The 12,430-nt window shown below is 38.9% G+C and carries 10 protein-coding genes; 5 read left to right on the top strand and 5 right to left on the bottom strand.

Annotated features, from left to right (window positions below; genetic code table 11):
- The first annotated feature begins 3 nt into the window (after positions 1–3).
- The gene (locus ACZ9EE_RS02885; protein ID WP_476025181.1) at positions 4–360 is read left to right on the top strand and encodes a Na-translocating system protein MpsC family protein; all 357 of its coding nucleotides are present in this window, start codon (positions 4–6) and stop codon (positions 358–360) included.
- Between the two features lie 15 nt (positions 361–375).
- Positions 376–1,182, top strand: coding sequence for a formate dehydrogenase accessory sulfurtransferase FdhD (gene fdhD, locus ACZ9EE_RS02880; RefSeq protein ID WP_476025180.1), 807 nt, complete (start codon positions 376–378; stop codon positions 1,180–1,182).
- 197 nt (positions 1,183–1,379) lie between these two features.
- Here fdhD and ACZ9EE_RS02875 read toward each other — a convergent pair whose 3' ends face one another.
- Positions 1,380–2,099 (bottom strand): CAP domain-containing protein, encoded by a 720-nt coding sequence (locus ACZ9EE_RS02875; RefSeq protein WP_476025179.1) that lies wholly within the window; start codon positions 2,097–2,099, stop codon positions 1,380–1,382.
- 597 nt (positions 2,100–2,696) lie between these two features.
- Between ACZ9EE_RS02875 and ACZ9EE_RS02870 the strand changes: the two genes are divergently transcribed.
- Positions 2,697–3,488, top strand: a complete 792-nt coding sequence (locus ACZ9EE_RS02870; protein ID WP_476032835.1) for a VCBS repeat-containing protein — start codon at positions 2,697–2,699, stop codon at positions 3,486–3,488.
- A 212-nt stretch (positions 3,489–3,700) separates the two neighbouring features.
- Here ACZ9EE_RS02870 and ACZ9EE_RS02865 read toward each other — a convergent pair whose 3' ends face one another.
- Together ACZ9EE_RS02865 and ACZ9EE_RS02860 are read right to left on the bottom strand one after the other, a co-directional pair.
- Positions 3,701–5,527, bottom strand: coding sequence for an APC family permease (locus tag ACZ9EE_RS02865; protein WP_476025178.1), 1,827 nt, complete (start codon positions 5,525–5,527; stop codon positions 3,701–3,703).
- 253 nt (positions 5,528–5,780) lie between these two features.
- Complete coding sequence (locus tag ACZ9EE_RS02860; protein ID WP_476025177.1) at positions 5,781–7,292, bottom strand: MDR family MFS transporter; 1,512 nt, start codon at positions 7,290–7,292, stop codon at positions 5,781–5,783.
- A 167-nt stretch (positions 7,293–7,459) separates the two neighbouring features.
- Between ACZ9EE_RS02860 and ACZ9EE_RS02855 the strand changes: the two genes are divergently transcribed.
- Together ACZ9EE_RS02855 and ACZ9EE_RS02850 are read left to right on the top strand one after the other, a co-directional pair.
- On the top strand, positions 7,460–7,891 hold the full coding sequence (locus ACZ9EE_RS02855; RefSeq protein WP_476025176.1) for a MarR family winged helix-turn-helix transcriptional regulator: 432 nt from the start codon (positions 7,460–7,462) through the stop codon (positions 7,889–7,891).
- A gap of 244 nt (positions 7,892–8,135) precedes the next feature.
- Positions 8,136–9,233, top strand: coding sequence for a GerAB/ArcD/ProY family transporter (locus ACZ9EE_RS02850; protein ID WP_476025175.1), 1,098 nt, complete (start codon positions 8,136–8,138; stop codon positions 9,231–9,233).
- Positions 9,234–9,363: 130 nt separating this feature from the next.
- Here the strand turns inward: ACZ9EE_RS02850 and ACZ9EE_RS02845 are convergent, their stop codons facing one another.
- A complete protein-coding gene (locus ACZ9EE_RS02845; protein ID WP_476025174.1) occupies positions 9,364–10,530 on the bottom strand; it encodes a Ger(x)C family spore germination protein in 1,167 nt (388 codons plus the stop codon).
- Complete coding sequence (locus tag ACZ9EE_RS02840; protein WP_476025173.1) at positions 10,527–12,125, bottom strand: spore germination protein; 1,599 nt, start codon at positions 12,123–12,125, stop codon at positions 10,527–10,529. The genes ACZ9EE_RS02845 and ACZ9EE_RS02840 overlap by 4 nt, the downstream gene beginning before the upstream one ends.
- Positions 12,126–12,430: the final 305 nt, after the last annotated feature.

Raw genomic sequence — 12,430 nt, 5'->3', positions numbered from 1 at the left:
TGAATGGCAAAGAATCTGGAGCATCAATTTAGTATGCTTGTTCGCGAAATTAGGAAAGAATATGTTGGAAATGGTCCGAAGGAAATCACGACAAAATTTATCGGTTCTTGGGCGATCAGTGAAATGAAAGGTAATCTTACAAATATAGAGAAGTTTATGCTTCATTCAGAACATGGCGAAAAGATGGTCCATCAAACGAGAACGATATTTGTAAAGGATATATATAGAAAGCCAGAGGTCCTTTTAAGATTTGAAAACCTGATGAGGGCAAAAGTAATACGGTTATTTTCCGATATTAATCTTGATGAAGATATTGCTATGACTGTATTCGTATTTGACCAGGCGATTGAGGGGAAGTAATTAGGAGTGAAAAGTATGGATCAGCCAATGAAAACGGAAAGCAAAATATGGCGGTATGAGGATGGGGCCATACACAGAGTAACGGATACGATTGTCACTGAATATCCGATCACCATTGTTCTAAATGAGCAAGAATTTGCTACACTTGTTTGTAGCCCTGAGCACATAGAAGAATTAGTAATTGGCTTTTTGGCGTCAGAAGGGGTTATCAGAAGTTATACAGAAATTAAAGAGCTTACGATTATAGAAGCAACTGGCCGTGCAATTGTCAAAACGTATAGGGTCAACAAACTAAATGAATTGTTCCATTCTAAACGAGTAGTAACATCTTGCTGTGGGAAAAGCCGTCAAAGCTTTTATTTTTATAATGATGCCAGAACCGTTAAACCACTGGATAAGGTTGATGTGACGGTTTCTATTGACCAATGCTTTCATTTGATGCGACTTATGCAGGAGTCGTCTGTTATCTTTCAGGATACAGGCGGGGTCCACAATGCAGCCCTTTGTGACCGTAACGGTATCATTGTCGATAGAACGGACATAGGACGACACAATACCCTAGATAAAATTTATGGTCATTGCTTACAGCATTCAATTACCCTTTCAGACAAGATCATGGTATTTAGTGGTCGTCTCTCTTCGGAAGTACTACTAAAAGTAGCCAAAATAGGATGCGGCATTGTTCTGTCAAAATCAGCTCCGACCGAATTGGCTCTTAGGCTGGCGGAAGAGCTTCATATTACGACCGTTGGTTTTCTCCGCAATCGTTCTTTAAACATCTATACAAGACCCGATCGGATTGAGATACATCCATCTATTTAGGTTGGGGGAATTTTAGTCATTACTAATATTTTGTATGATAGAGATAGAGATTACCAGTAATTCGAAGCCGTTTTTTTGCAATTTTTATATTAATTTTATTTGTTAAAAAAGATATGTTAACGGAGGTTGATTCATTAATTATAGATTTTAGTAAAAGACAGCCTATACTATTTTACTAGGCTGCCTTCGTACTTTTTTTATTTACCAATAAAATCCTGTGCCCAATAATTACCTTGAGCCACATAACCAACGCCTATGTAGTTGAAGTTCGGGCTGAGAATGTTTTTGCGATGACCCTCACTATTCATCCATGCATTTACAACTTCCTGAGGAGTTTGCTGCCCCATGGCGATATTCTCACCAGCATAGTTATAAGTAATGCCAAATTTCTTCATCATATCAAAAGGGGATCCGTAAGTCGGACTTGTGTGGCTAAAATAGTTGTTTGCCGACATGTCACGTGCTTTTTCGTGAGCCATTTTGCTAAGCGTTGTATTCACTTTAAGGGCTGGCAGGCCATTTTTAGCTCGTTCTTGATTCGTTAAATCAACTACTTTTTGTTCATAGGCACTTAAAGCGCTGGTAGTTTGTGTTGTATTTGTAGTTCCCGCAGTTGTATGTGGTACTGGCTTCGTGTTGACGGTTTGCACTGGCTGAGCTTGTGTTGGCTGTTGGACTGTTTGAGCAGGCTGAGTCTGGACCGGCTGCTTTTGGGCAACAGACGTTTGTGAGTTGCTTTCCATTTTACTTAAATATGCTTCAATCATTCTGTTAATCTCATCTGAATTTACATTGGTTCCTTGGATCGAATAGATTTTCTCCTGTGCAGTAGATGAATGATCATGATTTAATGTAGGATTTGTCCCAAATAAGGCACCTGATGCCGCTAAAGTTAGAATTGTCTTACTCAATAGCATGAAAAGATTCCTCCTGTTGAAAGTTTACTAGTTAATACATAATTATCCTAACATATGTTTTTTGTCATATTTATGGGATGATTTTACAGTCAAAGCAATTCAGGAGTATTTTATTTAGATAAAACCTCTATAAAACCCTTATCATTTACCACTTCCGGGAAACGTTTTAAGAAAGTCCTAATTAAGTCTAATAGTTTGATAAAATAGTAAAATTTTCACTGAAATTAAGGGTTGACAACCTTTAGCAAGACGGAGTTTTTTTACATATATTTCAGAAGAGTATCAAAGCTTACAGGGAAGTTAACAAGTAGAAGGAGAAGGGGGGGAACACTAGCGCCCAAGCTGGCCTAGTGCCCTTATTGTCAATTACGAGGACGGATAAGTCCGGACCTTGGAATGGTCTTGTGAATTCTTACATAAATCTATATGGAGAATAATAAGACAGGTGGGTTGAAAATGGACATCAAAGATTTCCATAAAGAGCTCCATCACTATTACACAAAAATACGTGAAACGAATCATCCGTATTATTGGTACTGTTTGGCTAATACGCAGGCAAGAGCCGGATTAACTAATGAGGCACTGCAAACGATTGATATGGCTTTGTCTTTTCCCAATCCTTATCCGTCAAAACACAAACTTTTAGAAATACGGGCAGGATTGCAATCAGCTCATGCAAGACAAGTACAAACCAATAGTCCATCCGTTGTAACGGTAAAGAGGGGTGATATAGACGGAGACGGGATGATGGATAATGTCTTTCTAACTGCGAATAAAACCCCTGAAAGTCCATTCTGGAAAGATATAACATTGGTTGTCCAAAACGGGAGAACACACCATTATGATTACATCCACTTTAAAAATAACTCTGGATACAATCCCACCCTTTTTCTTGGTGATTTTACAGGGAAAAAGGGCGATGATATTCTAGTGGTCATTGATACCGGAGGAAGCGCCGGTACTATTTATGCGTATGTCTTTTCTTATATGAACGGTCAAATGACGCAGATTTTTGATTCGGATACATTCAATGATTCCTATACGTACAATGTGACATATGAAAATCAATACAAAGCAAAGGTCCTCAGTAATCATCTCAAAGAAAAGTATATACTGGACCTTACTTATAAGGGGGAGGAATACCTATCGGAAGTATATAACGCCGATGGTAGTTTAAAGGCTCCAATTAATGGATGGGTTAACCCTTTGTCTGGTTTATACCCGATTGATTTTAACAGGGATCAAATTTACGAACTAGAAGCGTATCAACGGATAGCCGGCAGGTACAATGCTGACAGTCTGGGATATGTACAAACCGTATTGAAATGGAACGGTCAGGTGTTTGCTCCTGACAGACAGACAGTGGCCATTACGGGAGGTCAAATGTAACAACTGGAATGATAGGCAAAATTACCGGATGCCGTGGACCGATACAACCGCTGGGAGGAATCGGCAATAACGAACAGGATTCCTCCTTAAATAAAACATAGTCTCTGATACCCTAGACCAGATGCCATTTAATTTGAACCTAAAAAAGAAGATCCCAAAAATAATTTTTGGAATCCCTAATATTTTCTTTTCCAACCACAATAAAGTGCATTTTATTTTTTTAATCGGAATGGTACCGTTGAAACAATCACATTTTTTTGATAAATAAGGTAAAGTCGTAATAATAAGCTTGATTGGTTATGCAAGAAATCATGCCATCTTTTCTTAGTAATAAATTGAGGTATCAATACCGTAAGTGTGTAGTTCTGTTCATTCGCCTTTTCCTCAACTATTTCGATAAAGCGTGCGATCGGCCGTAATAAACTTCTGTATGATGTATACAAAGTCACAAGACGAATATCTGGCTGCCACTCCTTCCATTTATCCTCTATTTGTTTCTCACTCTCACGGTCAAAAGCGACATAAACGGCAATGACGGAGTCACCAACTAACTTCGCATAGTTTATTGAGTTTTCCACAACCTTAGAAATCCCGGCAATCGGGACAATAACAATGTTACCCTCTAACGGTAGATCCTCATCACCTGTTGTAATCCTAAGTTGTTCACCAACGGCATCATAATGCCTTTTAATCCGATGACAGACAAAGACTATAATCGGTAAGAAGATGAGAACATACCAGACTTGCGAAAATTTTGTGGTAAAGAAAATGATCACAACGGTTAAAGTAATCAGCGCGCCAATTAGATTTATGGTCATTTTCAATAGCCAGCCAGAAGGTTTCTCTTTTATCCATTTCACAATCATACCTGTTTGTGACAGGGTGAAAGGGATGAAAACACCTACTGCGTAAAGGGGAATAAGTTGTTCTGTTTCTCCTCTAAAGATAATAATCAATAGAATCGATGCGACACTAAGCGTAAGGATTCCATTTGAATAGCCAAGGCGATCCCCGCGATTTAGGAACATTCTCGGTATATACTTGTCAGTGGCGAAGTTAACCGCTAACAGAGGGAAAGCAGAGAAGCCTGTGTTTGCAGCAAGTACGAGAATGAGGGCCGTTGTGCCCTGGATAAAATAATAAAGGAAGTTTCTTCCAAAAACTTCAGATGCCATTTGGGAAACAACTGTTTCCTCTGCTTTAGGAGAGATACCCAGCCAATAAGCTAAAAACATCGTTCCCGCGAACAGACCTGCTAAAATGAACCCCATGATCATTAAAGTATGGACGGCATTTTTAGCTTCTGGTTCCTTGAAATTCGGAACAGCATTTGAAACAGCTTCGACCCCTGTTAGAGCCGAGCAGCCTGATGAAAACGCGCGCAGCAGGAAAAATAGACTGATACCAGGTACAGCTGTCCCGATTGGTGTATGTAGATGGGAAGGAATCTGTCCGCTAACAATTTGCCACAATCCAACTCCAATCAGCAGGACTAATGCCAAGACAAATAAATAGACAGGGTAGGCAAGGACAGAAGCTGATTCCGTAATCCCTCTGAGATTCAAGATCGTGATTAAAATAACTAAGATGGAAGCGATCACCACATTATAGGGATGTAATAGAGGAAATGCCGATGTAATCGCATCGGTTCCGGCAGAAACACTTACCGCTACTGTTAAGATATAATCGACTAATAACGAACTGCCTGCGATAAGTCCTGCATTTTTCCCCAAGTTACTTTTTGAGACAACATAGGCACCACCGCCATGAGGATATGCGTAGATAATTTGACGATAGGATAAAATTAGTGCAGCTAAAAGGATAAGGACACCTACACCAATCGGTATCGAATACCAGAGAGCAATAAGACCCAGCGTGGATAACACAATGATGATTTGTTCTGGACCGTATGCCACAGAAGATAGGGCATCTGATGACAGAATGGCAAGTGCTTTTAATTTACCTAATCGTTGTTCGCCTAATTCACTTGATTTTAGCGGTTTTCCAATTAAGGCTCGTTTAAACATTGAATAACGCATAAGGTCCCCCCGTAACTGCAATTGAACTGCTATCTATTAACTATAGGATTATATTACCCGCTAAATTCTTTTAAAAGTCATTTATGTAATGAAAACGAAAAAAAGAACCATTCCCGTGTCAAAATGAAAGTAACCAGAATAGGGGAGATCAAACAAGAGATAATGACTAATGGTTCCCTCAACTGTAAAATTTTTGGGCTTATTCATTATCTACAGCTGCAAAATAAAAGCCGCCAAATTGGCGGCTTTACGACTAATGTTGAACTTGCTTTTGCTGCTCCATGACTTTCTTGTGTGAAGGAAGGAAGAAGGTAGCGATGAGGTTCGCGACCCCAATAAAAAATACAAGAATAAACACAAGGTGCATTCCATGGGCGAGCCCTTCGTGGATCATCGTAATGACGTTTGCAGGAAGCTTATTAATCGTATCAGAGCTTAAGACATTACTAATATTGCCTCCTCCGCTCCAACCTCCGCCTGCATGTTCTTTTCCAAAAGTAATCAGGGAGTTGTTAAAAATCGTTCCAAAGACAGCCACCCCAACCGTTTGACCAATCGATCGAGTGAACGTGTTTGATGCAGTTGCCGCACCACGCATTTGCCAGCCCACCGCTGATTGAACGAGAACGGTTGTTGGGGTGGTCGCGTAACCCATACCAAGACCAATTACAATCATAATCCCAACAAAATACCAATACGGAGAGTCAAGTTCGACGGCAAGCAGCCAGGTACCACCAAGGGCGATCAAAACAGCACCGAGGATGGCCGTTAATTTAGAGCCAATTTTATACATATAACGACCAGCGAACGTGGCACCCAAAGGCCAGGCAATTGACATTGGCATCAGGGTAAGTCCTGAGCTTGTCGCACTGTGTCCTAGAATCGTTTGAATCCACATCGGCAAATAAACGTTCACACCAATGAGGACAGAACTTGCTAGAAAACCGATAAGATTGGAAACGAGGATCACGGGAATCTTGAATAGTGATGGAGGAAGCATCGGTTCCTTTACTTTTGTTTCAATATAACCAAAGAGGACAATAAAGATCACCGCAACAGCAAATAGGATATAAATGGCTGTCGAATTCCATGCATATTTCTGTCCCGGACCAGCATTTAATAGAGCGTATAATAGAGTCGAAATTCCAATCGTAAAAGTAATAGCTCCAAGATAGTCAATCTTACGGTCCTTCTTCAATTCAACGGTTTCATGGAAGAAGACCGTGATTAACACAAGCGAAACTAAACCGACCGGTAAATTAATATAGAAAATCCAACGCCAGCTGATTTGGTCCACAAAGAAGCCGCCTACCAATGGGCCAAGAAGACCGGCAATTCCCCAGACTGAACTAAATACCCCCTGCATTTTGGCTCGTTGTTCACCAGGATAGAGGTCACCAATAATTGTAAAGGTTAACGGCATAACCGCACCCGCTCCAATTCCTTGAAAAGCACGGAACCAAATTAATTGAGTCATCGTATGAGCAGCACCTGACAACATGGAGCCTGCTACAAACAAAATGACCCCAATGATAAAAACCTTTTTTCGGCCGAATAAATCAGATAACTTACCATAAATAGGTGTCGTTACCGAAGTGGTCAGTGTATAGATGGCAAATACCCAGCTGATTAATTTTAACCCGCTTAGGTCACTGACAATCCGCGGCATCGCGGTACTGACAACCGTAACATCAATCGCGACTAATAAAATCGCAACCAGCATCGCAACGGTTACCATTTTACGATTCGTAGTTGTTTTTGGCATGTTTTGTCTCCTTTTTTTAAAAAAAATGAAATAAAATAGATAAATCCTTTTATTTGTCAAGATATTGACTAAATTAGTTTAAATTATCCTACCAACTTAGTCAACAACTTGACTAAGTTTATCCCTTCTTTTAAGATAGTCAATAATCTATGGACACGGAGGTTTGTATGGAAGAAGTAAAAACAAACATTACCTTAGATATATTTAGGATATCCAATCTTTTAAGCAGATATGGAGCAAAGATGGTGTCAGAGGTTGGACTCACTAGTATACAGCAATGGGTGATTCTTAGAACCATCATCAATAGAGGAGAAATATCCATTGGGGAACTAAAAGAAGAAATGTTGGTAACGAAACAAAATATGACCGGGATGATTCATCGCCTGCAGCAATCAAATTTAGTGACCCTGTTTCAAGACCCTGATGATAAAAGACGAACTCGAGTGAAAATAACAGAGGAAGGAATCCATGTTTATGAGCAACTAAAATCGTTACGTAATGAGTTTAATGCCCAGACTTATCATATATACGATGATCAAGAAATCATGGTTTTAAGTGAGTTACTCGGCCGGTTCGTGGAGCATTTGAAGGAGGAGTAATGATCTCAAGTTAATAGGTAAACTTATTTTATTCCATCCCTTTATTTAGTTAGCTATCGATTCTTTCATCAAACATAATTGAAACTCAAAATAGTATACAAAGGGTGCACCCCAATATTAAAGGGAACGGTCGGCAAACTATGTTTAATCAAAAAACTCTTTGTCTAAACTAGTCTATTGAATGTTCTATTATATTTCCTTCTTAGAATCATTTCTTATCAAAACTCGAGGTGGCCATAAAAGAATGATTCAAATCACCAAGATTCAATTATTTATGCTCATAATGTTATTTGAAGTGGGAAGCACAACCCTTTTTGCGCTTGGAATCGCTGCAAAACAGGATGCTTGGCTGGTTGTTTTACTAGCTTTCTTTATCGGAACAGGTCTGATATGGGTCTTTACACAAATCCCAAGAATTTATCCTGATCAAAATTTTTCCGAAATTCTAAATGCGGCAGTAGGAAGAAAGCTCGCCATTCCTTTGTTGATTATTTACGGAGCCTATTTTTTAGACGGGGCCAGTTACAATTTTTATGAATTTGGAGCACTGATAAAAATGACAGCGCTGCCGATGACACCTCTTCTCGTTATCCTTTATTTTTTTATGCTGGTATCGATTTACATCCTATCGCTAGGCTTTGAAGTATTAGCAAGAACTGGTGAAATTTTATTGCCAGTCTTTATTATTTTTCTGATTACGATCTATATTTTCACCATGTTTTCGGGTCAATTTGATATAAATGGATTACTTCCTATTTTAGGCAATGGAATGAAACCGCTTTTAGGGAAAACCTTACTGGACGTTGTGGTATTCCCTTTCGGTGAGCTCGTGGTTTTTATCATGTTTTGGCATTTTGTCAAAAAGCAGGAAGGCATACGGAAAATTACCTATTTGGCTGTGGCATTTTCAACATTCCTAATCATTTTTTCATTGATTGTCATGCTTGCTATTTTGGGGCCAGATCTCACAGCGAATACTGAGGTTCCATTATTGCAAACGATTCTATCTATTAACATCGCTGACTTCTTCACGAATTTAGACTTATTAGCCGTTTTAATCATGTTTATTGGCGGCTTTTACAAAATGAGTTTGCATTTTTACGGCGGTATCCTTGCAATCATCTGGATCTTTAAAATCCAAAATATAAGATGGGTGATTCTTGCTTTAGGACTAATCTTCCCAATTTACAATAATATGCGATTTGAAAATATGGCCTATCACCGGTGGCTTGGTTTTGAGGTTCACACGTATGCGATGGCCATGATCAACCTAATGAGCATATTATTATTAATTGTTATTTTTCTAAAGAAAAAAGTGATGATCTCAAAAAAGAGGAGATAGAGATGGTACTCCTAGAATTAATCAGGAAAGCTGATTTACTAAGTAACTTCATAATAATCGGAAGTTCCATGTTTATTTTGATTTTTCTCTTGTTGATTGCTTTCCATCTGTTTACGTTAATGTTTAAGCGTTAATTTTTGGCTTGGAAAGGTCCCCGCATTAGCCCGGTAGAATTGATTTTAAAATGGACATTTACTGTATAGGGGACTTCAGCAAACCGCTCATTCCAATTATTTTTTACTTGATTCCATACCTTTGGTTCTTCCTTGTTTAAAGCTCTTCCAAAACCAAAAATATCAGAATGAAATTCTTTTTGCGATTTTTCTATAGCTAATTTGATATCTTTTTCAATTTGCTTGTTCATTTTCTCTTCTGTCTTCTTCATATGTTCAAGTTTTTTTGTATGGTCTTCAAGTGATGTCATAACTTCCTGTTCGGTGATGATCCCTTCACCTTCAACGTTAATGGTAAAAGAGATGACATTTCCTTTTACGGTTGGTTTTATAGTTGTATTAGCTTTTTTCACTTCAACCGACTCATATCGGTTTTCATTTACAGGGGAGGGGATGGATACAGCTCCCGATTCTACTTCACTCTTGCACCATCGATAGCCGACTGTTTGATGATCATTTAAATAGCCAACTAATTTATCCTTATTAAAAACAGCTCCGCCTGACATTTTTACATGTTTTTTGGAAAATTTGTCTTTCTCAATTTTTAACACCCCAACGACGGGTTCAATTCCGCTTCCAATCGACTCTTTATAAAAATTAAGCAGATTGATTTTAGCTCCTTTTAGCTGAAATCTTGTATCCTCAATCATATCTCTTATTCGGATTGCAGGGATCGATTCGATTCCTCCTGTTTCTATTCCCAGAATCTCACTGGCTGGTGCATTCTTTGCAATGCATACGAACACATAGCCCCGTATTTCTTTCCCGCGCTGAAAAAAGTCAAGAACTGGCAACAGACCTTCTTTTGCCAAGTTTTCCCCGACCAGGATCACTTTGGTGTGCGCATAAAATCCTCTACGATCGAATTCTAGATTAGATTTCCGTATGGCTTCAAAAATGGTCTTTCCCGATGTAACCACTTTTTCAACGGGCTTTTCGGAGCTGGGCATTTGGGCACTAATTGCCCCTGGCCTTAACATTTGTGTGGAAACAATAAAATCGCCGGAATCCGGATCTTTATCAACGGCCACACCCAGTACGAGTCCCAGCTGCTTTAATTCCGTACGGTCCCAGCAACCTGTCAATAGCAATAAGCAAGTACAACAGATAACCGCCTTTTTCATTTCTGACCCTCTCCTTCATCCTTATTGGCAATACTAGGTTTGTTTCCAAATCCTGATCTTTTCGTATTCTCCCAAGTGATCGATTGCGGCCGTGTATTAAAAAGCCAAATCGGCAGGCGGATAATCGAATCCTTCCATTCACGCCAAATAATAGGCGCTTGAGGTGTTAAATAGGGGGTACCGAAAGATCTGAGAGAACACATATGGCCCAGAAGTATCATAAAACCCATTAATATTCCATATAAACCGAATGCACCTGCTAATATCAGTAAAAGAATCCTCGATAAAATAGTCGCATCATTAAATGCAGGCACCACAAACCCGGCAATCCCAGTAATGGCAATACCGATTACCATCGCTGAACTTACCAATCCTGCTTGAACGGCTCCTTCGCCAATGACTAAGGCACCCACAATGCTAATCGCAGAACCTACAGGTCTGGGCATCCTTACTCCTGCCTCTCTTAATAGTTGGAAGACGATCTCCATTAACAATGTTTCAATAAAAATAGGGAAGGGGACACGTTCTTCCCCAGCCGCCATTGTTGCCAGCAAGAGCGAAGGGACCATTTCTTGATGATAGGTGGTAAGGGCGACATAAAAGGGCGTGGCCGCAACGGCAATAAATAGGGCTAATAATCTTAATAATCGAATGAGGGAGGATAAATAAGGCCGGGAATAATAATCCTCTCCGACTTGTAATCCTTCTATAAATAAGAAAGGAACGGTCAAGACAAAGGGTGTTCCATCACAGAGTATGGCCACTCTTCCTTCCAGTAATTTTGAAGCAACTTTATCTGGTTTCTCGCTATTTCCCACAGTTGGAAAAATCGAAAAAGGGGCGTCCTCGATAAATTGTTCTACATATCCTGATTCCAATATGGAATCTACATTAATTTGCTGCAGCCGGGTACGTACCTCGTCCACAACCTTTTCATTGGCAATCCCTTCGATGTAGCCTATACGAATACTTGTTTGGGTCTGTTTGCCAAGTTTAATATTTTCAAACTTTAAATGGTGGTTGTTAATTTTTCTGCGAATTAACGCAGTATTGACTTTTAGCACTTCATTAAAACCTTCGCGAGAACCTCGGACACTTGATTCTGTATCAGGCTCACTTACACTCCTGGTTTCAAAACCTTGAGTACTCATGGCGAGTGCCGAATCAAATCCATCTATAAAAAGGACCGTCTTTCCGGTCAAGACACTGTCAATAACTTGATCTATCTTCGTTAGCTCTTGAATATCTGCCGTGTGAAGAATCCTGTTTCTTATAACGGTAAGTAAACTGCTTTGATCAAAGTGTTGCGGTGAAAAGTTGGGCTCCATTAACGGCTTTAAGATATTTAAATTGATATATTCTTCATTCACTATTCCATCTAAATAACAAATAAAAACTTTATACGGCTTTTGGTTCAAAAATTCAAATTCTCTATATAGGATATCATCCGTTTTTCTAAAAATATTTTTTAATAAAGAGAGGTTTTCTGCCAAGCTTTTAACCATATATTCGTCAGTAGTAACATCATGATTATTGGGTTTAGTGGATAGATTTTGAGGTAGGATTTTCTTTAAGGATTGAAATAAACTTCGCATTTAGTTTCCTCTTTCAGTTTTTAATGAATTCGATTCTGTTATTATTTGTAAACGGATAGAAATCATTCCTTTTCCAAACACTTGAACCGTTTAAGAAATTACCTATAACGAAGCAAAATAAATTAGCGTTGCAATTTATCAATCACATTAGACAGATAGTTTTGATAATTAGAGGAAATTATGATGAAGCGAGTATGTACGCACTGCATCAACTTTTGATACCACTAGTATCTATTAGTATAAGAACTAATTATCTTTATGTATCTATTAATCACACTCATTTATTTATTTTTCCAATTCCAAAA

The sequence above is a fragment of the Bacillus sp. URHA0034 genome, from assembly GCF_056280405.1.
Note: the sequence above shows the minus strand (reverse complement) of the source record. Positions and strands in the feature narration are given on the sequence as shown.